The organism is Shewanella vesiculosa (assembly GCF_009994065.1).
GTDB lineage: Bacteria > Pseudomonadota > Gammaproteobacteria > Enterobacterales > Shewanellaceae > Shewanella > Shewanella vesiculosa.
The window spans coordinates 78542-104824 of record NZ_JAACSD010000007.1; the positions used below are offsets into that span (position 1 = coordinate 78542).

The window sequence follows — 26283 nt, forward strand, 5'->3', positions numbered from 1 at the left end:
TTATAAACTGTACATATTAGTCGGTTTAGATCATACTAAATGAAAGTTTTTATGATCAGGAGTCGTCATTATGCAAGTTCAATCAGCGTATTCATCTGGTTTACAAGGTTTACAAAGTGCTCAGCAAGGTTTAGCGCAAGCAACAACATCTGTAGCAACGCCAGATCAGCAAAAGCCAGCAGTCGCTAATGCATCAACTCAAGATACTGTGACACTTAGTTCACGTGCAGTTGATCAAACTGACACCACAGCAGCTTTAGTCTCTGCAACTCAATCATCGAATCAAGCTCAAGCTTCAACACGAGTGATTGAAGAGGCTTCTGAAACAGTGGGCAGTTTGATTGATATAGAAGTGTAAACATGAGTGCGCCAATGGTTTCTGCTAACATTGGTTCATTCATTAATGCTGCCCATCACAATACAATATCCGCAGCAGCTATTCACACCAGTAGCGTTGCAAACAACAGTCTTAAAATCACTGCTATTGAAACTACTAGTCATATCAAACCCACTAGTATTAATCCAATCAGTACCAAGTCTATCAATACTGATACTGCTGTCGGTCAAAATTCCACTTCTCAACAACACGCTTATCAGCCACAAACGGCTCAAGCTACAGCGAGTCAAACTGCTGCAATAGACAAAACTCAATCTTATAAAATTGTCGGTTCTGATCCACTTAATAGTTATAACCTAAAGAGCGGTCCTGCGAATCTGGCTGGCGTATTGAATAATTCATCCGTGCCAGTACAGGCAGGCATCACACTTGCTGAAAAATCAGTCAGTGCAGATGTTACAACTAATATTTCAAGTGATGCGGCAAATACGCAACAGCCAGTGGTTAGAACTATTGCGGCAACAAATGACACAGTAGCGGATCCCTTTGCTGCTGAGTCTGATTCACAATCAGCTCCTCAGGCCTCAAATAATCAAGATGAAACAGCTAAACAGCAAGTTGAGCAACAGATTGTAAAAAAGCAACAGCAAATAGAACAAGCTCAAACAAAGCAGATTGAACAACTTGTACAACGAGATACCGAAGTTAAAACTCACGAACAAGCTCATGCAGCAGTGGGTGGTAGTTTAACTCAGAGCCCTAGTTATCAATATGAAAAAGGGCCAGACGGCCGGCGTTATGCCGTAGAAGGTGAGGTGAGTATTGATGTGTCGCCTGTTTCAGGCGATCCTAAAGCAACATTAAGTAAAATGCAGAAGGTATATGCGGCAGCGATGGCGCCAGTGCAACCATCAATGGCAGATATTCGTGTGGCTGCGCAAGCGCTACAAAACATGAATGAAGCAAATAAACAGTTGATACAAGACCGCCAGCAAGATACTGGTTCAACACTGAATAATCAAACCTCAGCTGAGAGCGGCAATATTTTTACTCGCGCACAGAATCAACAGCCATTGACTCCAGCAACTAACTCAAACAACTCTATCGCGCCAAATAGTAGTGTTTTGAAAATAGACGCTGATAACGCAAATATCAATTCATCGTCGTCTAACCGTCCTGTATCTGCGGCACAGGATAATGAGGCACTGGTTAATAATGGTCTTGCTAATAATACAGTTACAAATAATGCGGTGACAAATAATAACAGTAATGCCGAACGAGACTCTAGTCGTCAAATACAAACGTCTTTATCTTCATCAGAACGCGACCAATATCAATCGATTGAAATTTATGTGTAGTACTTCAGCACCTCCTGCTGATTTAATCCATTCAACCTGTTCACGATCAACTCAAACATTGGCTCATCTGTTAATCGGAATGTGAAATTCGTATTATAAATTGTATTGTGAGTATCTTCAGTGACTTAACAAATAGCCTCTGCTGCTCAGCATTAGCCATTAAAGGGTAAATCATGTTGTTTCAAAATGAGGCTTTCTAATAATTTACAGGCGGGTCCTTGTTGATCTCGATTGGGAATGACCAAGTTAAGCATTATTTTGCGCTGATAACTGCCACGTAAATGTAAGCGGATAAGCTGTTTATTGGCAATTTCTTGTTCAACTAAAAAGCTAGGTATCCAACAAAAGCCAATATTACGGGCCAGAATACTCTTTGCTTCATGAAAGTTCGAGACGGTCCAACGTTGTTCTGCTTTTAACCACCCAATATCATTACTGGCATTTATTCCGGTATCTTTAATGACAATTTGTAGGTGCTGGGCTAATTGCTTGTCATCTTCAATTAAAGTCAGTGTTGCCAGAGGATGATCTGGATGGCAAACCAGTTCAAAACTTAATTCACATAATGGTTCAGATATATGGCCTTTAGGTGCGGTGGCACAAATAGCAATATCAGCTTGATTATTATTGATAAGTTCGTGGGTTCCGGAAATAACAGAATCAATAATGGTTACCCGAGTACCACGGCTGTCCGGTAAAAACTCTCTCAATGATTCCACAAGATTGTCCATTGGGTAAACAATTTCTCTGGCAATAGTGAGGTTAGGTTCCCAACCTTGGCCTAAATTTGAGGCCAGTTGTTCAAGTTCTTCAACAGATTGAGTTAGGTGGCGAGAGCGACGTAATAACACTTCACCTTGCTCAGTTAAATATGCTTTTCGACCTTTGACTTCGAGTAGATTGATCCCCAATTGATGTTGTAACTTGGCCACGGCATGATTTAACGATGATTGGCTTTTGTTGAGTTTTTCTGCCGCTTGAGCATAGCCGCCAAAATCAACAACAGCTTGGACTATTCGCCATTGTTCTAAGGTTGATTTTGCTCTGCTCATTAAGTGCTCTCTTTATTGTTGGCTGAAATGAAGGAAACTAGCGTAATTTTTATCATAAAAAAGGCAAATGCACTGCAGCATTTGCCTCAAATGTATCTTGGCTAGTATTGAGTGTTATTTAGCATTGTTCAGAGAAGCTTTAGGCTTCACTAATTTTGGTAAGTACTTTTTAGTACTCGCAATATTATTTAAATACGGACCTTTGTGTAATGTTTCAGGCCAATTTAATAACATCATTGCTAGTACGTTTCTGTGTTCACCAGAAGATAATTCAGCTTTGCCATGTGGTGACGGGATCATCATGATTTTTGGATCATATGCCGCAATCACGTGTTGTTTCACTTTATCCACAACTGGATTATCGCCGTTACCCGTAATTAAGAAACTAATCCCAACTTCAGTAATAATATCTTCAGTCGTGTCGGTCAGAATACGATCAATATTTTTCTCAAAGTAATTTAAAATCCACTGATATTCTTTTGGATCGACAGGGTGTTGATAATACTCGCTGGCAGAAAAAATAAAGTGAGTCATACCATAGACTTTGTTTTTATATTGGCCTTTTTTGAGTTTATCATCATTGCTATCTGGATAGGTTTTAATAAAAGCTTGTTTGTAAGCTTGGTAATAGTCGCCAACGCCGATTTGTTTGGCCCAATATACATAGTTGATTAACTGCGCGGCCCAAGCCTTAATCATTTTTGTATCAGTGAAAGCAGGTTCTAAATTAGCATTTTTTAGGGTTTTTATCATTAAATCATGACAAGGTCCGGTAAAACCAAACTCATCCACTCGACTGGCATAGCGCAATAGCACGTCGGTATATAACATAAAATTAGGGTAGGGAGCGATGGCTTCTTTACGGGCAATAGCTCGTGGGCCTGAACCTAATTTATCCGCCTCAGTTTTTGATTCACTTTTAATAAAACCAGGCTTATCCAGATTACATGAATAGTAAGCCTGACGTTCAGCAATAGTGAGGAGATCAATTAATGAGCCGTTAGCGTATTTGGGTTCCCCAGTCATACGGAATTGGCGTATAGCATAGTGGCCTTGAACTCGTGGGGGTAAGGAGTAAAGGTTGGTTTCTAAATTGGATTTTATGCCTTGATAAACTTGTTCAGCGGTTAAATTATGGGCGGTTTTTTCTGCCGATTCTTTTGCGAAAGCCACACTACTAAACAACGTAGCTGACAATAGTAAATACGAGAGTGTTTTACTCTTGCGTAGTTCCAGCATGTTTAAATCTCCTGATAAGTGAATGTGGGTCAATCGGTAAGCCTATAAGCTGCTCGAGTTGATCGTTTAAGGTTAAATGTGTTTCATTGACTACCAGTAAATTAAATATCTCTCCAGTCGATATATTGGCTGGTGTTTGCTTCATAATTAGCTGAGTCAATGCGCTTTGCCATAGCGGAAGATAATAATTAACTCCTTCGTTAGCAATAGCTTGATAGCTGTATATTGCATCTGTTGCTTGCGGCCATTGTTGACCAAAACTTTGTTCAAAGTACGCTGATAGCTGATGGTTATGACTTAACCATGTGTCCTGTTCAGTGTTGTTGAAGTCGCCATCATATTGATAAAAATCCAGTGCAACCTTGGCTCTAAATACCCATAACTGTTGCTGATATTGAGCGACTAACTGATATCGTTTAGAGATACTTTCTAATTTAAGCTGCTGTTTAATATAGTTAACTAGCCACAGTGTTGCAATGGCGTGAGCATCCGTATTCTGCGCTTTATGGTTGAGAAAATAAAACTCTCCACCTTGTGCTAAGGATACTATTGCTTGGCTTAATTGGTTAATTAATTTTTGTTGTTGTGTTGCACGGGTTAATTGTGGTGGAAAGCTGAGTGCATATTGGCCAAATTGATGACCAACGACGGTTTGTTTTATCAATTGACCATTAACGTCTTGACGAGATTGTTGATCCGCTTGTGGATAAGTAAAAATTTCACCGAGTAAGCGTTGTTGATGCCATACCCGAATAATCTGGGTTTCATTTAAGCTGTTTTGTTGACCATCATCAGATGACGTTTCTCCCTCTACTCTCGGCTTTTCGATTGTGATGAGTTCAAATTTAAGGTTAAGAGGCTTAAGACTGGTGAATATTTGCTGTAGAAATACATTTGTTGTCATCATTTCCATACTAGATGATTTACTTATGTCACTTAACGTCTGGGCAATATTCCAGGGCGCAATATTGATATTGGCCGTTTGGCTATCTAAAAATTGTTGTAATAACTGCGGCGTTAAGCGATGAGAGGCCAGCTGAGCTTGAGCTGTATTGGCATATCCTTGACGATGGGCTTGCTGCTGTTGCAGAAAATGGATTGATTCAACCGCTGCTGCCTGTTGTTCTTTAGCGCGAGTTTGATAGGCGAGCCAGGCTTGTTTTCTGCAGTATTCTTTGGGTTGTTTAATTAAGTATTTGGCAATACTGATATCAATATTCGTATTTTGGGTAGGCTCAGTATCTTGATGCTTGTTTGTGGTTTCTGTTCGTTGTGGTAACACACAATCTTGTTGATTAAATTGCAGGGTAAAGTGTTGCTGCGATAACGCTTGATCTATGCTGGCTTGGGCACCATGCAATTTTGATTTTTCGATGACTGGCCATTTTGCACGTTTTATGGTCTCTAAACGTTGTCCTAATTGGTTATAAGGCGGAGCAAGGTAGGGTAATTGGTCAATGAGATATAAGGTTTGTGGTGCGCTAACGACAGCATTAAGTTCATCAGCAAGGTGAAGTTGGCACCATAATAAGCCTTGTCTATTGATGCTGTTATTGGCAAAAGGGCGATAGTATTGAATTCTGTCGTTAATATTATTTAACGCTAGTGTATTTTTTTCAAATGCAACTGCTCGTTGCTCAACAGACTGAAAAGAAACAAGCGTCTGTTGTGCTAAATCTGGTTGATATTGTAAGCACTGTTCGATGAACAGTGCTAAAGGATTAGCCACAGCATGTGTTGTGGCTAAAAGATTAAAAAATAGGGTTGCTACAAAAATGCTTTTTAGCATAAGCCACACGTTCCTCAACTGACATTGCTGAGCTATTCATCGCTTCAACATGCTTAAGTCGAGGTAAGATCCCTCTTCCATTGGCAATTTGAATTGTTAAACCGGGTCGGGCATTCAATTCGAGTAACAATGGGCCTTTGTTTTTATCTAGCACCATGTCAGTGCCTAAATAGCCTAATTCACACATTTCATAAGCACTAGATGCCGTGTGAAGTAAGGTTTCCCAATGAGGAACGACTATGTTCGACAGCGGGAAGTGGGTATCTGGGTGTTTATCAACGGGCACGTCAAATTGCACCGCGTGTAAACTGTTACCGGTAGCAATGTCTAAACCAACACCGACAGCGCCTTGGTGCAAGTTTGCTTTACCGTCAGACGCCGCCGTCGATAATCGTAACATTCCCATGACAGGAAAACCTTTAAAGACAATTAAGCGGATGTCAGGGACACCCTCATAACTTAACCCTTCAAAGACCGGATCAAATTCAATTAATCCTTCGACAATCGCCACATCAGGCTTACCACCAAGTGAAAATAAACCACTTAAAATATTAGATACATGGCGGTAAATTTCATTCTGAGTCACTTCGTGGCCATTGGGTTTATAATAACAACCATTGCTCACCCTAGTGATCACCATAATACCTTTGCCACCAGAACCTTTGGCAGGTTTTATCACAAAACCACTGCGGTCAAGGACCATTGCTGGTATTTCTTGGATTTTATGTTGCTGATGAACAACCCCAATTAAATCGGGAACAGCAATGCCATTAGCAAGCGCAAGTTGTTTAGTTATTAGCTTGTCATCAACGCGTTTATAAAACTTACGCTGATTATAACGACCAATATAGCTAATATTGCGCCTGTTCATGTTGAGTACACCGCTACGGCTCAATTCCCAGGGCCAGGCGTACTTCATTATTGTTCTCCAACTAATGGTCTAAAGCGTTTTAACTCAGTTAAACGGTAACCAGTGTACTGTCCCATTACTAATACCAACGCTAAGATCACTAAATGGATCCCTAAGAAGTTGAATACCCAATGCTGAACTAATTGGTTGTCCATAGCTAAGTAAGCCAATGTCGCCACAAATAAGCTACCACCACCAGATACAAAGACTTTTTTAGGGCCTTCTTCTTCCCAAAGAATCGACATACGTTCAATGGTCCAAGCCAGAATGATCATCGGGAAGAACGTAATGGTTAAGCCTTCACTTAAGCCTAATTTGAATGAGATTAAGGTAAATAAGCCGATAATAAAAATAACCACAATAATAACCGCCGATATTCGGGATATGAGCAGTAGGTTAAGTGTCGACAGATAGGAGCGGATCATTAAACCAAAGGCAACAATCAGTAAAAAACCGATTAAGCCAGTGAGTAGGGTGGTTTGAATAAATGCCAAGGCGATCAATACCGGCATAAATGTACCCGATGTTTTGATGCCTACAATCACTCGCAAGAACACGACAACTAATACTCCAATGGGTATTAATAAAATGCCTTTAAATGTGCTTTGTTCTTCAAGTGGTAACTGATACAGGGAGAAATCCATGGCATCGTCATTCATCATCATGTCGATAGATGTCGCTAATGCTGAACGAGTATCTTGTAGCATGGAGAAGTTAACTAATGAATTAGTACCTCCCATAACATCAAGAACTGGGTGACCTGCGTATTCCCATAATACTAAGGTATTATCACGGCCTTTCTTGTTGTTAGGTACATCAAAAAGCTCCCATTGACCGTCATTATACACTTGAACATATGATGTCAGTTGTTGGCGACGGCGCTGATCTTCAAGTTGTAAACCGTTCACTATGCGTGCCGGTACACCTTTAGAGTGCAACATGTGGACAAACAAATTGGTTGAAGTGTTAGCCGATAGTAGCAAGGCCATATTTTGGCTTTGGTTATTATCATTAATCAAATTCATTAATTGCTGAGCAAAAGACAAATTCGTTGCACTACGAGCCCATACTTCTTCAATTATTTGGTCGGCTGCTGATTTCTCAGTTGCAGGCCATAAATAGGGTTCAGGTGTTACAGGTTCCTGGTCTGCTTCGATAGTGAGTTTACCGGTTGGAACCAAAGTTACGCGATAATATAGTGCTTGTGAGCCTGTCGCTTCACGAATCGACCATATTGCCCGACGATTATTGGCATCGGCTGAAATGTTTAAGCCATAACCTGGCGATGATGCGTTTTCAACTAAAATATCAAATGCAGGATCGTCAGGTAATGAAAAATTGACTTCAGCAGGTTCATTGTTGCCATTGAAACTAATTTTAGCGTCCACGGCCCAACTTTGAACCTGTTCACCAGGTAAAAAAGGCACATTGTGTTCAATACCACGGTATATGCTGGTACTGATCCCGATGATAAATAGCAGCGCAACGAATATGTAAAACGGTTTACGAGAATGCATTACGGATCCTACTTAATTAACGTGGTAATTTGGTTTTTGTCTTTACCATGAATGTAGATTTGACCTACATCAACAATGGCAATATCTTTCATAAACTTGCGACCGAGTAACAAAGGATAATCAAGATGGCTTCGATCCGTTAAATTTAAATCAGTTTCGGCGGCATATTTACCTATTTTCAAATGGGCATGAATAACCGGACGACGATCATCATCTGAATCTGCATCTTGTTTAATACGAACAAAGCGCTCTACTTTAAATTCAAAAGTATTTTCTGGTTGATCTGCATTATTAGTGACGACGCCGAAACGAACCCATTGTACGCCTTCGCGTTCAAATAACACGATATTGCGCGCATCCAAAGATGATGACTCGGCACCGGTATCAATACGGGTGGCAAACTTTGCTTTTAACTCATCAATAAAAACACTTTCGACTTCGCCAAGGAGAAATTTTTCACCAATAAGACTTTCAGGGCATTGTAGTGGCACTGAAACAGGTTTGGAGACTGGAGGTTGAACTATTACCGTTTTTGGTTTCTGACTCATTGCAGTGCTGACTTGCGTCTTTAACTTTCTGACTTCATCAGAAAGCGCACTAATGTCAGCAATGTGCTGACTGCTTTGTGAATGTATAGCATCAATAATGACGGTTTGCGAAACTTGCAAACTGCTATTCAAATCAGCATTGGTTAGCGGAGGTGTTATTGGTTTTTGAGTAGTTGTACAACCCGATACGAGGGCCGCTACAACGGATAGAGCAATTACCTGCTTTAACATGTCAATTCCTGTTGAATAGTATTATTTACACTAAATCGTGATTCGGTTGGTTCTTTGTTGCAATGATGATGGCTCTCTTGGGAGCGGGATAACCTTCTACAGTTAAACTGACATCATTTGGATCGAGATAATCAACTAGAGATTCATTTTTCATCCATTGGGTACTACGTTGTTCCGCAAGCGAGGTAATATCGATGTCAACGCATCTAATATCAATAAACTCGCATTTTTTTAACCATAGCATTAAGGCTGCAACAGATGGGATAAACCAAACGTTGTTCATTTTGCCGTATCTATCTTGTGGAACCAATACCGCGTTTTCGTCGCCATCTATTACTAGTGTTTCAAGTACCAGTTCACCACCAATTCTTAATTGGTCTCGTAATTGTAGTAAATGATCGATTGGTGAGCGACGATGATAAAGCACTCCCATTGAAAATACGGTATCAAAGGCATCTAAAGCTGGTAACTCTTCGATACCAAGAGGCAATAAGTGCACTGGGTGTTGATTACCCGCAATGCGTTTTATTGCTTCAAACTGGCATAAAAATAACGGTGACGGATCAATGCCCACAACACGCGTTGCCCCAGCCCCTAACATGCGCCACATGTGATAACCACTGCCACAACCGACATCTAATACGGTGCGATTTTTTAAAGGCGAAATATAATCTTTAACCCGATCCCATTTCCAATCGCTGCGCCATTCGGTATCAATTTGAATACCATGAACGGAAAATGGACCTTTACGCCATGGTTGAAAAACGGCCAACAAATTAGTTAGTTTTTCGGCTTGTCCCGAGCTGAGTTGCTCTCCGGTTCCAATGGTCACACTACTGCTAAAATCTATATTATCGGGTTGCGGATAATGTAATTTATTGAGCACTTTTTCCCATTTGGGTAAATTACCGTGTTTATGATCTCTCTGCCATTTACCTAAAATTGCCGGTAATGTTTCTAACCAGTGTTGTAGGTTAGAATCGGCAATGTCTTTATAAAAAGAGCTGAAATTGATCATTTAATCGCTACCATAGATGCAAAGTTAAAACATTGAAACCAAACTGAGAAGTGACTAAAGCCGTTTTCGGTTAAGCGTTGTTGATGAACATTTAAGCTGTCTGGACGCATCACGTTTTCTAACGCACTGCGCTTTTGACTGATTTCGAGCTCACTATACCCATTTGCGCGCTTAAAATCTAAATGCTGTTCATCTAATAACTGTTGTATATGATTATCTTCAAAGAATAGCTTTTCCGAAATGACTAATATTCCGCCTGGAAGCATGCCATCGTAAATACGTTTTATTAAAGCATCGCGATCATGAATAGGCAAAAATTGTAGGGTAAAGTTTAGCACCACCATCGACGCATTTTGAATGTCAATTTCTCTGATATCGGCACACAGTAAATTTACTTTGATGTCGCTGACATATGCCGCAAGGTTTTCATTACAACGGTCAATCATCGACTGACTGTTATCGACAGCGTAGATCTGGCATTGACGGCCTTCAATTTGACGACGAATACTTAAGGTTGCTGAGCCTAACGAACTGCCGAGATCATATATATTGCTGCTAGGTGTGACAAATCGATGAGCAAAATCACCAATAGTATTGATTATTTGGGCATAACCAGGAACAGAGCGGCGTATCATGTCATTAAATACACCTGCAACACGTTGATCAAATTGAAAATCAGTGATTTTATCTGTCACATGAGCGTATATCTTATCTTGTTGGGAGTTCATGAGTTGCAATGTGAAAAAATGATAGCAGTATTTTAACTAATCATGATGAACGGCAGCAAGTATTCTACTGCTAATTTGTACGTTTTTTTTGATATATTTAACGATATAATAGGTAGCGAAGGTTCTGAATGCTTATTAATGCTGATAATATGTACAAAGAGCTAAGAAATTAATTTCTATTCATAAATTTAGCACGACACAAGATAGATTAATGATATTATTTAACCTTGTTACAAAACAGCAACAAAAATATACGCCATATCGTTTTTGTGTATTTGTGTATTTGTAACCAACATTAGCAATATTTTTCATTTGCGACATGTATTGATAATGATATTAACAAGGTCTTTTGGTCGCCTCATATCGGGATCGTCATCGGTTAAAATGCCATCTTCACCTTGGTCTTGTGTGTTGATGCACAGCACACTGCTATGGATGTTAATCAAGATTGTTAATCAATTGGCAACATGGACAAGTAATGCCTGAAAAGTCTCACATTGACTCCATTTTGGATTTATTGTATGAGTTGTTGGTTGTTATAACAAGTGAAAGTATTAGGGAAAAAACTTGAAATTTATACCTTGGATATTCGCAATAGTATTTGCGTTAGCATTATCACCTGCGCAAGCAATGCATTCAGATAAAGTCGATACTTCAGTACCATTGGTGATAGTGATGGGTGAAGATACTTATCCATTTGAATATTTAAATGAAAACGGTACTCCTTCAGGTATTTTGGTTGATTTATGGCGTGAGTGGTCTGCCATTACTGATACCAAGGTGCAATTTGTATCGCGACACTGGCAGCAGTCACTTGATCAACTTGAACAGCGACAGGCCGATATTCACATCGGCATGTCTAAAAATAGTGCGCGTCTGAAAAAATTTGATTTTGCCAAGCCATTCACCTCAGTAAATTCCTACTTATTCGTTCATAAATCTCTCAATAGTAAAAAACAAATTAGTGACTTAGTGCCTTATCAAATAGGTGTTGTGACAGGATCATCCCATGAGGCAACATTATCAGCGCTAGAGCCAAAGCTGAGCTTTAAGCACTATCAAAATCGTGAACAATTATTACAAGCTGCCGTGAATGGAGAGTTGTTTGTTTTTGCTGGTATGGAAGGCTATCAACGTAATTTGACTTTAGAACAAGATATCGCGGCGAATTTTTATAGTTCGTCACGTATTCCTATTGAAAAAATCAATATATCACCTGCAGTAGCCAAAGGTGATCAAGACCTTATTAATAAAATTAATCATGGTTTTGAATTAATACCACCTAACGTTATCCAACAAATAGAGCGTCGTTGGTTAGGCTATCATCGACAAACATCGGGTGTCATTATTGCGATGCAAAACGGCGTTGAACCTTATGTCGATATTGGTACCGACGGTTTGCCACATGGCATGTTGGTAGATTTATGGAAATTATGGTCAGAAAAAACCGGTATTAATGTTGATTTTGTGGCTGGTGACATGAACAGTAGCATTGATGACGTTAAACGTGGTGTTGCTGATGTCCATATTGGTTATCCTGAAAGCAAAGATATGCGTACAGGTTTGAAACAAGCTTGGCATATTATTTCAGTCAAAAGTCGTTTTTTTAGTGCTAATTTAAGCATCAATAACATTGAAGATATTGCGATGCGAATCGGTGTATTTCCAACGGCACCTTATATTAGTGAGATGAAAAAAGCGTTTCCCAAAGCTCAGTTACGTTTTTATGATTCATTAGACAGCATGGTAAAAGCGGCTCAGAATAAAGAGATCAGTGGTTTTGTGTCTTCTGCAGCGATGGCATCGCATTACTTGCTGGCAAATAAACTGTGGGCAGAATTTCGTCAATATACGGATATCGAATTTTCCACCGATATGTATGTCTTAACCCGGATTGATGACAGCGGCCTAGCGGACCGAATTCAAGCCGGTTTTAATCTAATTTCTGTCGAAGAACAAATGCAAATAGAGCGTAAGTGGTTAATTAATCCCGATGATCGTTTTTTTGCCAATTCTGCCCATAACATTAAATTGACGACCCAGCAAAAGCAATATATCAGTAGCTTAGGAGCCATTAAAATGGGTTACCTAAAAAACTGGGCGCCGATGGAATTTCAAGGGAGAAATGGTGAATTTTTAGGGATTAATGCAGACATTAAAAATTTATTAGTCAAACAACTTAATTTAACGATTATCCCTGTGCCTTACGATGATTTTCGCCAAATGATAGATGATCTTATTAAAGGCGATATTCATCTTGTTGCCAGTATGGCCAAAACCCCTGAACGTGCAAGTAAACTGGCATTTTCATTAGTCTATTGGCCATCTCCTTGGGCAATAATCACTTCTTTAACTCAACCTCCCATTTTTAATATTTCACAAGTAACCGGAAAACGCTTAGCGGTTGTCGAGGGGTATCAGATTGTCGATCAGTTGCGTCAGCAATATCCGGGAATAACATTAGTGTTTGTTGCAGATACTAAACAGGGAATGGCAGCCGTGCTTAATGGGTCGGCGGATATGTTTATTGAGCAGGTGGCATCATTAGCGACAACCTTAAAAAGCGGCCAATATCCCAGTTTGAAAATGTCGTTATTAGCTGAGCTTACCGAGCAACATAGCCATATTGGTTTATTTCCAGGGGTTAAAAATTTGGTGCCTTTAATTGATAGGGTTCTTGCCACTATTGATGAAACCGAACAACAAAATATGTATCAAAAATGGGTATCGTTAGATCTCAACAGTGACACGGTTCAGTATCAACCTTGGTTTAAATATTTGGTGATTGTTTTGTCTATTGTCACCCTAGTTGCCATTGTTATACTCGTGTCAAGTAGACGCTTAAATATTGAAATTCAAAAGCGCGCTAAAGTAGAAGAAGACCTAAGGTTTATGGCCAGTCATGACAACATAACGGCTTTGCCTAACCGATATATTTTCGAAGATAAATTAGCGCAAACAAGCCTAGCTCATCAGCGAGATAAATTAAAATTTGCATTGTTGTCTATCAATTTGGATGGCTTTAAAGTCATAAATGATAAACATGGCTATCATGTTGGTGACAAGTTACTGCAACGTATTGCGGTGCTACTGACTCGCCATTTGAAAGATTCTGATACTGTAACGCGGTTTGTAGCAGATGAATTTGTGATGCTATTAAATCAGATTGAAACCAAAGAAGATGCCCGTCAAGTTGCGGAAAACATACTCAGCACGTTAAAAAAACCGCTGCTAATCGGTGATGTCAGTATTACTATTTCTGCCAGTATCGGTATCGCCATATTTCCTGATGATTCTGATAACGCAGCCTCATTATTGAAAAAATCAGATCAGCTCATGTATCAGGCTAAAAAAGTAGGTGGCCATCAATATAAAATGAGCTAGTTTTGATTGATGGTTTTTCAGTCAGTCAATCCAGTTTATTCGCTATAGGTCTGGTTAATTGCCTTAATCTGATTGATACTTCAATGCATAAGTTTGAGTCACGGTATATAATGCCGTTTTTATCATTTTCGATTTCCAAAATACCGCTTTGTGGATAAAGGATAGAGTTCAATGCGCAGTCATTATTGTGGAGACATTAATCCGTCTCATCTAGGTCAAGAAGTTACTTTAGTCGGTTGGGTAAACCGTAGTCGCGATTTAGGCGGAGTTGTGTTTTTAGACTTACGCGATAGAGAAGGGCTAGTTCAAGTTGTTTTTGACCCAGATCTAAAAGACGTTTTTGATATAGCCAGCACATTGCGCAGTGAGTTTTGTGTTCAAATTAAAGGTGTTGTGCGCGCTCGTCCAGAAAGCCAAGTCAATTCACAAATGAAAACCGGTGCAATTGAGATTTTAGGTACGCAACTGACAGTGATTAATGCATCAGCTCCGTTACCTTTAAGCATGGATAATTATCAAAATAACAGTGAAGAACAACGCTTAAAATACCGTTATTTAGATTTACGTCGTCCAGAAATGGCCGAGCGTCTTATCTTCCGCGCTAAGGTCACCAGTTCTGTTCGTCGCTTCTTAGACACCAATGGTTTTTTAGACATCGAAACGCCGATTTTAACTAAAGCGACCCCAGAAGGTGCACGTGACTATCTAGTCCCAAGCCGAACGTATAAAGGTCAATTTTTTGCGTTACCTCAATCCCCACAGCTGTTCAAACAGTTGTTAATGATGTCAGGTTTTGACCGTTATTATCAAATCGTTAAATGTTTCCGCGATGAAGATTTACGTGCTGATCGCCAACCTGAATTTACCCAAATCGATATCGAAACATCTTTCATGTCTGCTGAACAAGTCATGGAAAAAACTGAGCAAATGATGCGCGGTTTATTTCACGATTTATTGAATGTTGATTTAGGCGATTTTCCGCGTATGACTTACGCCGAAGCCATGAAGCGTTATGGTTCTGATAAACCCGATTTACGTAATCCACTTGAATTAGTTGATATTGCTGATTTAGTTAAAGACGTCGAGTTTGCGGTATTTAATGGCCCAGCAAACGATGTTGAAGGCCGCGTAGCCGCATTACGTATTCCGACAGGCGCATCATTATCACGCAAGCAAATTGACGATTATACCAAGTATGCGGCAATTTATGGCGCGAAAGGCTTAGCGTGGATGAAGATAAATGACTTAGCTGCAGGTATTGAAGGTATACAATCTCCTGTACTTAAGTTCTTAACTGAATCGATAGTTAACGATATTATCAGTCGTACTCATGCACAAACAGGCGATATCATTCTGTTTGGTGCCGATAAAGCCAATGTTGTTGCCGAGGCTATGGGAGCATTGCGCTTAAAAGCAGGTGAAGACTTTAAGCTGCTTGAAGGTCAATGGCGTCCAATGTGGGTTGTTGACTTCCCTATGTTTGAAAAAATTAACGGCGGTTTCCACGCTGTTCATCATCCTTTTACCGCTCCTCGTGGTATGAGTGCTGAACAGTTGGCTGCAGATCCTGCAGCAGCAATTTCAGATGCCTATGATATGGTGTTAAATGGCTGTGAGTTAGGTGGTGGTTCAGTTCGTATTCACAACGCTGAAATGCAAAGCACAGTATTTAATATTTTAGGTATTGAAGCTGAAGAAGCCAAAGAAAAGTTCGGTTTCTTACTTGAAGCATTGCGTTATGGTACTCCGCCACATGCTGGTTTAGCATTCGGTTTAGACCGTATTATTATGTTAATGACCGGCGCCAGCTCCATTCGCGACGTGATGGCTTTCCCGAAAACGACTACCGCTGCATGTCCGTTAACCAATGCTCCAGGATTTGCTAACCCAGTGCAACTTGCTGAGTTAGGCATCGCCGTGGTTGAAAAGGTTAAAACAGAAGAGTAAAGCGCTAACGTTAGCCATTTGCTCGCCCTTAACAGGGGACTACATACCGAGGCTTTTGCCTCGGTACGTTTTTTACAAGTAAACGAGTTTACTTGGTACGTCCTATTGAATAGTAAGGAGATACAATGGCTGGACACAGTAAATGGGCCAATATTAAACACCGCAAAGCAGCACAAGATGCTAAACGCGGCAAGTTATTCACCAAATTCATTCGTGAACTGACCGTCGCGGCCCGCGAAGGTGGTTCAGATGTTGATGCCAATCCTAGATTACGTGCTGCAGTTGATAAAGCCTTATCCAATAATATGACTCGCGATACCGTTGAACGCGCCATAAAACGCGGTGCCGGTGAGATAGATGGCCAGCAACTAGAAACTATTATTTATGAAGGCTATGGACCTGGTGGAACGGCGGTGATGGTCGAAACCATGACAGATAATCGCAATCGTACTGTTTCAGGCGTGCGCAATGCCTTTAATAAATCGGGCGGTAATTTAGGCACCGATGGTTCTGTTGCCTATTTGTTCACGCAATCAGGTATTATTTCTTACGACAGTGATATCGATGAAGACAGCTTAATTGACAGTGCTTTAGAAGCGGGTGCAGAAGATGTTATCACCCATGAAGATGGCTCTATCGACGTTTTTACTACGCCAGAGGCCTTTGGCAAAGTCAAAGATGCACTTGATAGTGCGGCTTTTGGGGCGGTTCATGCTGAAGTGACCATGGTCGCGTCATTAAAAGCAGAGCTTGATGCCGATACGGCTGAAAAGTTTTTACGTTTAATTGATAACTTAGAAGATCATGATGATGTACAAGAGGTATATCATAATGCTGAGATTTCAGATGACGTTATGCAAGCGTTAGATAACGCATGAGGCATCAATGGCCATTATTTTAGGTGTTGACCCGGGTTCACGTATTACCGGTTATGGGGTGATCCAATGCCAAGGCCGTCAACAGATTTATCTTGGTAGTGGCTGTATTCGAACATCCGCCGATGAGTTACCGCAACGCTTACAGCAAATTTATGCTGGCTTATGTGAAATCATTACCCAATATCAGCCCGACGAGTTTGCTATCGAGCGGGTGTTTATGGCCAAGAATGCGGATTCTGCCCTTAAACTGGGCCAAGCGAGAGGTGCGGCGATTGTTGCTGCAACCTGTGCTGGTTTACCGGTTGCAGAATACAGTGCAACACAAATAAAAAGTGCCGTAGTTGGCACTGGCAGAGCTCAAAAAACGCAAGTACAACATATGGTGAAACAATTACTTAAGCTACCAGCTTCACCACAAGCTGATGCGGCCGATGCGTTAGGAGTAGCAATATGTCATTTTCATACTTATCAAAGTCTTATCGCTATGGGCGGTAAAGCTAGCAGCAGAACATATGGAAGATACAAATGATAGGTCGATTAAGCGGTATTTTAGTTGAAAAGCAAGCGCCTGAAGTGGTGCTAGACGTTAATGGTGTAGGCTACGAGTTACAAGTGCCGATGACCAGTTTTTATGAATTACCTGCGTTAAATCAAGCTACCATGTTATTCACCCATTTTGTGGTGCGCGAAGACGCTCAGTTGCTTTATGGTTTTATCACCAAACAAGAACGGGCGTTATTTCGTCTACTGATTAAAACTAATGGTGTCGGCCCTAAGTTGGCGTTAACGATTTTATCAGGCATGACGGCATCTGAGTTTGTATCATGTGTTGAACGCGATGATATTGCCACCTTAGTGAAATTACCTGGAGTGGGTAAGAAAACGGCTGAACGTTTAGTGATTGAAATGCGCGATAAGCTTAAAAGTTTGCTTGAAGCCTCTGCCGGTTCTGAGCGCGAGTTTATGCTACAGAGTAATTACACCCCCGCGCCAGCAGCTGAAAGCGCTGAAGAAGATGCTATTTCTGCCTTATTATCTTTAGGCTACAAGCCCGCTCAGGCCAGTAAGTCGGTTTCTGCGGCTTTTAAGCAAGGTATGAGTTCTGAAACGTTAATTAAAGCTGCTTTAAAATCAATGTTATAAGTATGATATGCATAAACAGGGTACGTAAAAATGATTGAAGCTGATCGCCTGATCCAGCCGCAAGTACAAGGTCAAGATGAACTGATTGATCGTGCTATGCGCCCTAAAATGTTGGATGAGTATACTGGTCAAGATGACACTCGTGCCCAGCTTAAGGTTTTTATACAAGCTGCGATTAATCGCCGCGAGGCCCTTGATCACATGCTGATTTTTGGCCCTCCAGGTTTAGGTAAAACAACCTTAGCAATGATTGTCGCCAATGAGATGGGGGTGAACATCAAATCCACTTCTGGCCCCGTGCTCGAAAAAGCCGGCGATTTAGCGGCCTTGTTAACGAATCTTGAAGAGGGTGATGTGCTGTTTATCGATGAAATACATCGGTTAAGCCCTGTGGTTGAAGAAATTCTTTATCCGGCGATGGAAGACTACCAACTGGATATTATGATTGGTGAAGGCCCCGCAGCACGTTCGATTAAGTTAGATTTACCGCCATTCACGCTTATTGGGGCGACCACTCGAGCTGGAGCACTAACATCACCACTGCGGGCGCGTTTTGGTATTCCACTGCGTTTAGAGTTTTATAATGTTAAAGATCTTACCACTATCGTGACACGCTCAGCGAATGTGATGGAGCTTGAGATTGATCAGCAAGGTGCGATTGAAATTGCCAAACGTTCACGAGGCACCCCGCGAATTGCTAACCGTTTATTACGCCGTGTTCGCGACTATGCGGAAGTTAAACATGATGGCAAAGTCACCCAAAAAGTGGCCGAGTATGCACTTGATTTGCTTGATGTTGATGAGCAAGGTTTCGATTATTTAGACCGTAAACTCTTGCTGGCAATTATTGATAAATTTATGGGTGGTCCAGTAGGATTAGATAACCTTGCCGCCGCGATAGGTGAAGATAGAGAAACGATTGAAGATGTATTGGAGCCTTTTTTAATTCAACAAGGCTTTATTCAGCGCACTCCTAGAGGACGAATAGCCTCCCAGCGTGCCTACGATCACTTTAGTTTGCTAAAGCCAGAATAGTCAGTCTCGATGGGTTAACGTTGAATCATTAATTTTGGTTTGTGTTTTGGGTATAAGATTAGCCCCAAATTTTTTAATCAATTGTTTATCAGCATATTATCCGCTGCATGCTTATTGCAGCTAACAAAAAAGCCAGCAATTCGCTGGCTTTTGTTATTTTTACTTATCACCAATACTAAGACGTACCGTATTAACCTAAAGCTGCAGTTGCTGACTTTTTCTGAATTAATTCAATTTTATATCCATCAGGATCTTCAACAAAAGCGATTTCAGTGCTTCCGCCTGCAACCGGCCCTGGTGCTCGGGTGACTTTACCTCCAGCTGCAGTAATTGCATCGCAGCGGGCATAGATATCTTCTTCGCCAATGGCTAAGTGACCAAAAGCATTACCTAAATCGTAACTGTCGACACCCCAGTTATAGGTTAATTCAATCACAGCTTGGCCTGTGGTTTCTTCGCCAAAACCGACAAAGGCAAGCGTGTACTTGTATTCTGGGTTTTCTGATTTACGCAGTAATTTCATCCCCATTACATCAGTATAAAAAGTGATGCTGCGATCTAAATTGCCTACGCGGATCATCGTATGAAGTAGTTGTGACATGATATACTCTCTTATTAAAAATTTATCTGACTGTATCAAGCTCAGATGCTAATGAAAAGTCTGGCGGTTAATACCCATAAAATTTTGCTTTAGCTCACATTTGTGAGGATATTTTTTGGGTTAACTCATAAAAAGCGTTATTCTTGCAGTATACACATTTGGAGGCAAGACAATGACTACAGAATTAAAAATGGCTTTAGGCACAACAGTTGTAATCGCAATTTGTTTCAGCGCATTTTTTGTGTCGATGTTTTAAGCACCCGCAAAAATAGATAGCTCCATTTGACCCAATGCCAAATGAACGTACAGCATGTTAATTGAGAAGTTAACATGCTGTACGTTTTTTTATAAACTCTCACAGTGCTTTTGGTGCTTTGAGAGTTTATTTTTTACAAATCTTGTTTTGCAGACAACTCCCACAAGGCTTCAAAAATACAAACGCCACCGAGAGGTTTTGTCGCTAAGCACAGTTCACTGGTTCTGGAGTGTTCGATGGTTGCAGATCCGAACGTGACATTTCACGGCTCTGATCACGCTAATTTCTGGACGCCTAATTCAGTTTGAACTGCAATATAACGACGAGAAAGGTGCTAACCAAACTTGTTTTCATGATGTTTTAAGGTTAATTCTACCCGTTCCAATGCTGTCATGATCATCGCCGCAATTGATGGCGATTGGTTTTTAATAAACAATGTTGACGAATGAGCCGCACATAACACTTCGGCACCGCTCCATTGCTCCGCTAGATCTGCGACCCAATGCCGAAAATCATCAGCAGCGCCTTTGCGTCGTTCCAATGTTTTCGACAGTGTCATATGAAAAGCCAATTCTGGACTTTTTAAAAAACGGAGTAAACCGGGTAATTGAAAGTACATTAACGTGTCGTCAACGTGAATGGTTTTTGACTCTTTGTGGTAAGCAAGCACCGATGAAAAATGTAGGTGCTCGTTTTTGGAAATAAAATCGACCCCGCGGGGCACTGAAAATTCAAAATCCTCTGAAAACAAAGCAGCAAACTCGTTTGAATTGGTTAACTCTGTTTGCCATGTTAGGTTGGGCAATTTATCGATATGGCGCTGCGTGCCATAGAGTTTTGCGTGTGGATAATCGCCATGTATTTTTTCAATATGCACTGTATGGAATGGATGCAAGTTAATAATCGCTTCAATGTTGACTCCATTGTTGGTCAGTGAATCGACTTGCTGTTTAATGTCGTCTTGCATTTCATAAGCATCGAGCAAAACAAACTTGCCGTTACCGCGCTTTACTAAAGAAGCGTGTGTTCCAATATTTAGTAAACCTAAAATATTAAACTCACCACGAATATTCCAAAACGCATCTGAAATTTTTAATATTTTGTCAGTCATAATTAATACTCATCGTTTGCTTCTCCTTAGGATAATTCACCAGGAATGATAAAAAGAGTGAAGTAAATTGTTATTTACTTCACTCTGACGGCTTATTCCCTAGTTGCTAGGCTCTTATGTTTTATCTGCTATCTAAAATAGCGACACAGAGACCGAAGAGCAAAAAGGATTTGCTGAGAAATGACAACATAAGCACTCATGCAAGGGATCCTTCCGATCTAGCATTTTTCCTCTGGCCCGACAATCCGTTTGAGTCCGCATGCTAAAAATCGCTCTCTTGTGCTGGCTTACAATGTAACTGGTTCAACAGCAGACCTAAGCTGCTGTGATTTTTATCATGCCAGTTTGCATCTTGCTCCAGTCCAATAGAGTGGCTTTGCGCTTACAGTGGCTGCCTAGTGGGACGAATGATAATCTCGTTGACATCAACATCTGCCGGCTGCTCGATGGCATAAGCAATTGCTCGTGCAATTGCATCAGGGTCAATGGCCATCTCGTACATTTCATCAACACCTTTGGCAGTATCGGGGTCGCTGATTTTACTGGTCAGCTCGGTCGCTACGGCACCAGGCGAAATATTGGTGGAGCGGATTTCCCCATTGCCTTCTTGACGAATGCCTTCTGATAGCGCCTTGACGGCAAACTTGGTAGCGGAATAAACGGCGGATGCCGGAAAGACCTTATGCCCGGCTACTGACGAGAGATTAATAATGTGGCCGACATGCTGCTCGCGCATGGTCGGCAGCACCGCGGCAATGCCGTAGAGCACGCCTTTGATATTGACATCAATCATTTTCTCCCATTCGTCGACTTTGAGTTCATCGAGGGGCGATAGCGGCATCAGACCAGCGTTGTTGACCAGCACGTCGATGCGTCCGTAAGCTTCCTTCGCCGCCTTGGCCAGCGACTCGACTTGAGCGCGGTCAGTGACGTCGGTAACCTGATAAATAGCTTCACCCCCCTGATCCTTGATCGTGTCACGCAGCTCCACAAGGCGTTCTTCGCGGCGGGCAGCAAGCACCAGTTTAGCGCCACCCTTTGCCAGGCGTAGTGCTGTGGCTTTACCCAGACCACTGCTGGCACCGGTAATGATAACGACTTTGCTATTGATCTCTGACATGGATTTTCTCCTGTTGAAATGAATGATTGAATTTTATACGTTAACGGTTCCAAGCTTAATGTTACGCCAGCGACACTAGGGTTAGGCTGACTGCATATTCTGCGTCATACCGTCGTAACGGCCTGTAGTGGCGGCCTCCATCAGTACGTGGGCCACATCCGCTCGAGATGCCTTGGCCGATTTGTCGACATTGTCACCCAGGATCACATCCGTGCTGCGGCCCTTGTTGGTCAGTGCTACAGGGCGCAGGATCGAGTAAGTTACTCCGGAAGCCTTGAGGTATTCGTCCGCTTCGTGTTTGGCATTCAGGTAAGGGGCCATGTCGCCGGTAGGGTTGGATTGATCTGCGCCGATCGAGCTGAGCATCACGAAACGCTTTACGCCTGATTCTTTCGCTTGATCAATCAGTCGCTTCGCGCCGTCCCGATCCACTTTTTTGGTCATTTCAGGGCCGGTGCTTCCTCCTGAACCTGCGGCAAAGATCACCACGTCCATGCAGTCGCACAGGCCGGTTTCCAAGTCGGTCAGGTCACCATGGCGCAGGTCTACACCTTGGGGCAGCGAGCTGGTATCCGAACTTTCGCGAACCAGCGTAATCGGCTTATGGCCCTGATCTATCAGGTACTGGGCCAGAAGCTGGCCCGTTTTACCGGTGGCACCGGCGACAAGAATGTTCATACTCATAGAGAAATCCTTAATGTTGAATGAAATGGGCGAAATTGTGGGTGTAAAGCCAGGTCAGGGCAGGAAAATCGACTTTACGTTGACGAACTCCTTAATGCCAAAACCACCGTGTTCACGTCCGTATCCGGAATTCTTGACCCCGCCAAATGGCATATTCGGATCAGCAACCCCAAACGAATTAATGCGGATCATGCCTGTGTCAAAGTCATCGCGTGCCAGTTTGAGGGCTCGTTCCTCATCCTTTGAAAAGATCCCTCCGCCAAGTCCATAGCGGCTTTCATTAGCCAGTCGCATGGCGTCCTCATCATCAATAGCGCGGATGATCGACGCGACCGGCCCGAAGATTTCATCATCGTAGGCTGGCATTCCGGGCGTAAGATTTACCAGCACAGTGGCGGGATAATAGGCACCCGTGCGTTTTGGCACTTCGCCACCGCAGAGGATTTTTGCACCCTTGGCGACGCTGGCGTCCACCTGCTCCTTAACGATGTCAAACTGCTCTTGGCTGGAAAGCGGCCCAAGCTGGGTATTCTTATCCGTGGGGTCACCCATGTTGATTTTTTGCATTTGAGCGACAAAAGCCTCGACAAAGGCGTCATAGACCTTATCGGTCACGATGAACCGCTTGGCAGAAACGCAGGTCTCTCCGTTGTTGTAAAGTCGGCCCATAACCGAAAATTTTACGGCGGTTTCAATATCGGCATCCTCAAGCACCAGATAAGCATCATTCGACCCCAGTTCGAGCACTGTCTTCTTTAACTCTTTGCCGGCCACAGCCCCGATGTGTCGCCCAGCGCCATCGCTACCTGTCATTGTGACACCACGGACCATAGGATGGGCTATCAGCTTGTCGCTGGTGTCATGATCGATCACCAAAACCTGGAACAGATCCTCGGGCAAGCCGGCCTCAATGCACAATTCACGCAAACGAAGTCCGGAGCCAGTGCAGATGCTGGCGTGCTTCAGAACACAGCCATTACCTGCCATCAGATTGGCTGCCAGCACACGGATCGGCTGGTAAAGGGGAAAGTTCCAAGGCTGGATTGAATAGATAACGCCGATGGGCTGATAACTGATGACGCCGCGTTTGCCGTTGAGTCCTTGCACACGCTCTTCATCAGCTAGCGCTTCTGGTCCATTTTCAGCGGTGTAATCTAAGATCGCAGCACAGAGCTGGACCTCAACGAGACCATCTTTCAGGAGCTTGCCGGTTTCGTTGGTCATCAAGGCGGCCAATTCATCGGCATTGTCACGTAGTTTTTGACCGATGTTATTAAGATAGGTGGCCCGTTCCAGATGGGTTAGTTTACGCCATTGCAGAAATGCCCCATGGCAGGACTCAAGCCGAGCCGTCGCCTGCTTTTCGGTCATTATGTCGTAGGAATGGATAGCTTTTTCAGTCGCGGGATTAATGGTGGTGATTGTCGTCATGGTTGCTCCTTCCAAGTCTGATGGGCAAACGCTGTTGGCGCTAGCTCTGGTGTATTATCAGTCCGTTGGCGGGATCTGTCTGTTCGCTTGCCAACACTACCGCGTTGTAAGCAGCGCCGAGCTCCTGCTGGTAGTGGAAAAATGGCCCAAAGAAAAAAGCACATACTTGATCGATTCAGCATGGTCTGATGTGTTGGCTTGAGGGTCATTGAACCCTATGTTGGAACAAGTCAATCGATTAGGCAGTTAGGATTTGCTAGTGCTAGGTATCAATTTTATCTGGTCAATCGACTAAAGAGCGCTAGGCAGGTATGTTGGTTTTCCCCTTTTCTGTAAGAATGCGGCGGCCAGAGAACAAATTTGATGGTGCTAATTCCCCTGGCGATATCTTGTTGTGAGGGGACTCGCATAGGCGGCAGTAAATTGCTTGGCGCTGAAATGAGCGGTGACGTTGGTATTGACCCACTTGCTGTAATGCCAGCAAAATAGTTTATCTTTGACCGCTTGATATGTTTTTCCTGTGTGGCAGGAAAAGATTAAGTGAACCACTGGACTCTCGAAAGTATTCAGTCCAATAATTATGTTATATGTCAGATCAGTAATGCTATATGTCGGATCAGTAATGGCAAATGTGCGCATTCGATGACTCAATATAAGCCTATTCGAGCGCTGATTATGCGCTTATATTTACATCCCAGAGAAAACTTGAACGTCGGTTATCTGAGTGTTACCGACCTTCAAGCCGCCTGGAACAATAAGTGTACTCGTAGCAAAAGCCGATGGTCGGCTCTTTTTCCAGAACGCTAGGAGCGATCTGCCGACCTTCAACATTTTTGGCAGTCTAATTAAATTAGACCGATGCGACAAGCTGACGTTCAGTTAATGAAAGTGCCTCTAATCCCAGAGATTACTTTTCATTTTCAGACGATGATGACTTCTGTGAGTCTGCTGATTTTTCTTCTGACGTTTCTTCTGACTTTGTTTCCGACAACATAGTATTGAGCTTTTCACCGCCTTTGGCGCCAAAATCCAATGTTCTGATAGGAAAGGGAATTAAGATATCAGCTTTTTCTAGCGCTTTTTTAATTTCTACCACCGCAGTATGTCGAGCTTTCATAAAGCCAGTGTCGCCTGGGTAATCGATCCAGAACCAGACCACTAAGTTTATACTGCTGTCTGCAAACCCCTTAGCAAATACGGCAGTTTGTTCTTTTTTGATAACAAAATCACAGGCGTTTATCGCTTCTTCGATAGCTTCAGCGGCCTTTTGTGGGTCGTCTGCGTAAGAAATACCAACGGGCACTTCGATTCGCCTGACCCCTGTAACCGTATAATTAGTGAGTACGTTTCGAAATAAGATTTTATTTGGAATCACTTCTATTTGGCCAAAAAACGTTTCGACTAATGTGTTACGCAAATTAATGGTTTTTACTGTGCCGAATACATCTCCTGCCTCAACCACATCGCCAATTTGAAATGGCTTACGAATACCCATAGCAATACCAGCAATAAGATTCTCTGCCATGTCTTGAAAAGCAAAACCAAGCGCTAGGCCAATAATACCTGCGCCAGCTAAGAGTGACGTTACGGTGCCGGTTAACCCCAAAAACTCTAGAGCGATAAATAGCCCTGTCAACAACACCAGCATCTTGATAATTGATGAAAGTAGATCGGCAATTTGTTCAGACTCTAAGGCTTTATGAAGCACTTTTCGAACGACTCTACCAACATATTTAGCCAGTAAGCCAAAAAACATGGCTAAGAGAAAGGCGACTATAAAATTCGGCAAGTGTTTAATGCCCGCTTCTAGCCAGCCTTGTAATTTTTCGTTAATTAGCTGCCAGAATTTGTCTAATACAGAGAGGTCCATTAATATTATTCCCACTATTATTTATCATCGTTCTTTAATGCAGATACAGCCCATGTATTGAGCTTTTCGAGTGTCGAGGAGAGGTAAAATAAAACG

The 26283-nt window shown here is 42.2% G+C and carries 23 protein-coding genes; 9 read left to right on the top strand and 14 right to left on the bottom strand.

Annotated elements, in window-relative coordinates; all coding sequences use genetic code 11:
* The first annotated feature begins 70 nt into the window (after positions 1–70).
* A complete protein-coding gene (locus GW828_RS08520; RefSeq protein ID WP_124018173.1) occupies positions 71–358 on the top strand; it encodes a chemotaxis protein in 288 nt (95 codons plus the stop codon).
* A gap of 2 nt (positions 359–360) precedes the next feature.
* Complete coding sequence (locus GW828_RS08525) at positions 361–1695, top strand: putative metalloprotease CJM1_0395 family protein (protein WP_273058172.1); 1335 nt, start codon at positions 361–363, stop codon at positions 1693–1695.
* 152 nt (positions 1696–1847) lie between these two features.
* Here GW828_RS08525 and GW828_RS08530 read toward each other — a convergent pair whose 3' ends face one another.
* The 8 genes from GW828_RS08530 to cmoA form a co-directional block, all read right to left on the bottom strand.
* On the bottom strand, positions 1848–2747 hold the full coding sequence (locus tag GW828_RS08530) for a LysR family transcriptional regulator (protein ID WP_124018175.1): 900 nt from the start codon (positions 2745–2747) through the stop codon (positions 1848–1850).
* Between the two features lie 114 nt (positions 2748–2861).
* Positions 2862–3986, bottom strand: a complete 1125-nt coding sequence (locus tag GW828_RS08535) for a DUF3541 domain-containing protein (RefSeq protein WP_273058171.1) — start codon at positions 3984–3986, stop codon at positions 2862–2864.
* The gene (locus tag GW828_RS08540) at positions 3964–5775 is read right to left on the bottom strand and encodes a hypothetical protein (protein ID WP_273058170.1); all 1812 of its coding nucleotides are present in this window, start codon (positions 5773–5775) and stop codon (positions 3964–3966) included. Before GW828_RS08540 ends, GW828_RS08535 begins: the two co-directional genes overlap by 23 nt.
* A complete protein-coding gene (locus GW828_RS08545; RefSeq protein ID WP_124018178.1) occupies positions 5738–6694 on the bottom strand; it encodes an alpha-L-glutamate ligase-like protein in 957 nt (318 codons plus the stop codon). Before GW828_RS08545 ends, GW828_RS08540 begins: the two co-directional genes overlap by 38 nt.
* Positions 6694–8202 (bottom strand): inactive transglutaminase family protein, encoded by a 1509-nt coding sequence (locus tag GW828_RS08550; protein ID WP_124018179.1) that lies wholly within the window; start codon positions 8200–8202, stop codon positions 6694–6696. Before GW828_RS08550 ends, GW828_RS08545 begins: the two co-directional genes overlap by 1 nt.
* Before the next feature lie 8 nt (positions 8203–8210).
* Positions 8211–8981 carry an ATP-dependent zinc protease family protein gene (locus tag GW828_RS08555; protein WP_273058169.1) on the bottom strand — a complete coding sequence of 257 codons (771 nt, stop codon included), beginning with the start codon at positions 8979–8981 and terminating at the stop codon, positions 8211–8213.
* A 25-nt stretch (positions 8982–9006) separates the two neighbouring features.
* Positions 9007–9999 carry a tRNA 5-methoxyuridine(34)/uridine 5-oxyacetic acid(34) synthase CmoB gene (cmoB, locus tag GW828_RS08560; RefSeq protein WP_182723674.1) on the bottom strand — a complete coding sequence of 331 codons (993 nt, stop codon included), beginning with the start codon at positions 9997–9999 and terminating at the stop codon, positions 9007–9009.
* On the bottom strand, positions 9996–10727 hold the full coding sequence (gene cmoA / locus GW828_RS08565; protein ID WP_124018182.1) for a carboxy-S-adenosyl-L-methionine synthase CmoA: 732 nt from the start codon (positions 10725–10727) through the stop codon (positions 9996–9998). Before cmoA ends, cmoB begins: the two co-directional genes overlap by 4 nt.
* Before the next feature lie 567 nt (positions 10728–11294).
* Here cmoA and GW828_RS08570 point away from each other — a divergent pair.
* The 6 genes from GW828_RS08570 (at position 11295) to ruvB (ending at position 19114) form a co-directional block, all read left to right on the top strand.
* Entirely contained in the window at positions 11295–14111 is a 2817-nt protein-coding gene (locus GW828_RS08570; protein WP_273058168.1) for a transporter substrate-binding domain-containing protein, read from the top strand.
* Between the two features lie 171 nt (positions 14112–14282).
* Entirely contained in the window at positions 14283–16058 is a 1776-nt protein-coding gene (aspS, locus tag GW828_RS08575; protein ID WP_273058167.1) for an aspartate--tRNA ligase, read from the top strand.
* 125 nt (positions 16059–16183) lie between these two features.
* Entirely contained in the window at positions 16184–16936 is a 753-nt protein-coding gene (locus GW828_RS08580; RefSeq protein WP_124018185.1) for a YebC/PmpR family DNA-binding transcriptional regulator, read from the top strand.
* 7 nt (positions 16937–16943) lie between these two features.
* Positions 16944–17465, top strand: coding sequence for a crossover junction endodeoxyribonuclease RuvC (ruvC, locus tag GW828_RS08585; RefSeq protein WP_124018186.1), 522 nt, complete (start codon positions 16944–16946; stop codon positions 17463–17465).
* Positions 17462–18079, top strand: a complete 618-nt coding sequence (ruvA, locus tag GW828_RS08590; RefSeq protein ID WP_124018187.1) for a Holliday junction branch migration protein RuvA — start codon at positions 17462–17464, stop codon at positions 18077–18079. The genes ruvC and ruvA overlap by 4 nt, the downstream gene beginning before the upstream one ends.
* A 30-nt stretch (positions 18080–18109) precedes the next feature.
* Positions 18110–19114, top strand: coding sequence for a Holliday junction branch migration DNA helicase RuvB (gene ruvB, locus GW828_RS08595; RefSeq protein ID WP_124018188.1), 1005 nt, complete (start codon positions 18110–18112; stop codon positions 19112–19114).
* Between the two features lie 190 nt (positions 19115–19304).
* On the opposite strand, the gene gloA is transcribed toward ruvB, so the two are convergent.
* From gloA to GW828_RS08620, 5 genes are all read right to left on the bottom strand, one after another.
* Positions 19305–19715: a lactoylglutathione lyase gene (gene gloA / locus GW828_RS08600; RefSeq protein WP_124018189.1), complete on the bottom strand. Its 411-nt coding sequence runs from the start codon at positions 19713–19715 to the stop codon at positions 19305–19307.
* Positions 19716–20305: 590 nt separating this feature from the next.
* Positions 20306–21082, bottom strand: coding sequence for a hypothetical protein (locus tag GW828_RS08605; RefSeq protein WP_273058166.1), 777 nt, complete (start codon positions 21080–21082; stop codon positions 20306–20308).
* A 382-nt stretch (positions 21083–21464) separates the two neighbouring features.
* Complete coding sequence (locus tag GW828_RS08610; protein WP_124018190.1) at positions 21465–22202, bottom strand: SDR family oxidoreductase; 738 nt, start codon at positions 22200–22202, stop codon at positions 21465–21467.
* Positions 22203–22283: 81 nt separating this feature from the next.
* Positions 22284–22886 (bottom strand): SDR family oxidoreductase, encoded by a 603-nt coding sequence (locus GW828_RS08615; RefSeq protein WP_273058165.1) that lies wholly within the window; start codon positions 22884–22886, stop codon positions 22284–22286.
* A gap of 54 nt (positions 22887–22940) precedes the next feature.
* Positions 22941–24317, bottom strand: a complete 1377-nt coding sequence (locus GW828_RS08620; RefSeq protein ID WP_273058164.1) for an NAD-dependent succinate-semialdehyde dehydrogenase — start codon at positions 24315–24317, stop codon at positions 22941–22943.
* Positions 24318–24680: 363 nt separating this feature from the next.
* On the opposite strand from GW828_RS08620, the gene GW828_RS08625 reads away from it, so the two are divergent.
* Positions 24681–24806, top strand: a complete 126-nt coding sequence (locus GW828_RS08625; protein WP_273058163.1) for a hypothetical protein — start codon at positions 24681–24683, stop codon at positions 24804–24806.
* Positions 24807–25224: 418 nt separating this feature from the next.
* Here the strand turns inward: GW828_RS08625 and GW828_RS08630 are convergent, their stop codons facing one another.
* On the bottom strand, positions 25225–26187 hold the full coding sequence (locus GW828_RS08630) for a mechanosensitive ion channel family protein (RefSeq protein ID WP_124018192.1): 963 nt from the start codon (positions 26185–26187) through the stop codon (positions 25225–25227).
* Between the last annotated feature and the right edge of the window lie 96 nt (positions 26188–26283).

Bases quoted from the DNA above. Each gene is read 5' to 3' on its own strand.
- GW828_RS08550 (WP_124018179.1), bottom strand. From the start codon at position 8,202: ATGCATTCTCGTAAACCGTTTTACATATTCGTTGCGCTGCTATTTATC.
- GW828_RS08540 (WP_273058170.1), bottom strand. From the start codon at position 5,775: ATGCTAAAAAGCATTTTTGTAGCAACCCTATTTTTTAATCTTTTAGCC.
- GW828_RS08580 (WP_124018185.1), top strand. From the start codon at position 16,184: ATGGCTGGACACAGTAAATGGGCCAATATTAAACACCGCAAAGCAGCA.
- GW828_RS08555 (WP_273058169.1), bottom strand. From the start codon at position 8,981: ATGTTAAAGCAGGTAATTGCTCTATCCGTTGTAGCGGCCCTCGTATCG.
- cmoB (WP_182723674.1), bottom strand. From the start codon at position 9,999: ATGATCAATTTCAGCTCTTTTTATAAAGACATTGCCGATTCTAACCTA.
- gloA (WP_124018189.1), bottom strand. From the start codon at position 19,715: ATGTCACAACTACTTCATACGATGATCCGCGTAGGCAATTTAGATCGC.
- GW828_RS08545 (WP_124018178.1), bottom strand. From the start codon at position 6,694: ATGAAGTACGCCTGGCCCTGGGAATTGAGCCGTAGCGGTGTACTCAAC.
- GW828_RS08535 (WP_273058171.1), bottom strand. From the start codon at position 3,986: ATGCTGGAACTACGCAAGAGTAAAACACTCTCGTATTTACTATTGTCA.
- ruvC (WP_124018186.1), top strand. From the start codon at position 16,944: ATGGCCATTATTTTAGGTGTTGACCCGGGTTCACGTATTACCGGTTAT.
- GW828_RS08605 (WP_273058166.1), bottom strand. From the start codon at position 21,082: ATGACTGACAAAATATTAAAAATTTCAGATGCGTTTTGGAATATTCGT.
- GW828_RS08630 (WP_124018192.1), bottom strand. From the start codon at position 26,187: ATGGACCTCTCTGTATTAGACAAATTCTGGCAGCTAATTAACGAAAAA.
- aspS (WP_273058167.1), top strand. From the start codon at position 14,283: ATGCGCAGTCATTATTGTGGAGACATTAATCCGTCTCATCTAGGTCAA.
- GW828_RS08520 (WP_124018173.1), top strand. From the start codon at position 71: ATGCAAGTTCAATCAGCGTATTCATCTGGTTTACAAGGTTTACAAAGT.
- GW828_RS08615 (WP_273058165.1), bottom strand. From the start codon at position 22,886: ATGAGTATGAACATTCTTGTCGCCGGTGCCACCGGTAAAACGGGCCAG.
- GW828_RS08610 (WP_124018190.1), bottom strand. From the start codon at position 22,202: ATGTCAGAGATCAATAGCAAAGTCGTTATCATTACCGGTGCCAGCAGT.
- GW828_RS08525 (WP_273058172.1), top strand. From the start codon at position 361: ATGAGTGCGCCAATGGTTTCTGCTAACATTGGTTCATTCATTAATGCT.
- GW828_RS08530 (WP_124018175.1), bottom strand. From the start codon at position 2,747: ATGAGCAGAGCAAAATCAACCTTAGAACAATGGCGAATAGTCCAAGCT.
- cmoA (WP_124018182.1), bottom strand. From the start codon at position 10,727: ATGAACTCCCAACAAGATAAGATATACGCTCATGTGACAGATAAAATC.
- ruvA (WP_124018187.1), top strand. From the start codon at position 17,462: ATGATAGGTCGATTAAGCGGTATTTTAGTTGAAAAGCAAGCGCCTGAA.
- GW828_RS08620 (WP_273058164.1), bottom strand. From the start codon at position 24,317: ATGACGACAATCACCACCATTAATCCCGCGACTGAAAAAGCTATCCAT.
- ruvB (WP_124018188.1), top strand. From the start codon at position 18,110: ATGATTGAAGCTGATCGCCTGATCCAGCCGCAAGTACAAGGTCAAGAT.
- GW828_RS08625 (WP_273058163.1), top strand. From the start codon at position 24,681: ATGGTGCTAATTCCCCTGGCGATATCTTGTTGTGAGGGGACTCGCATA.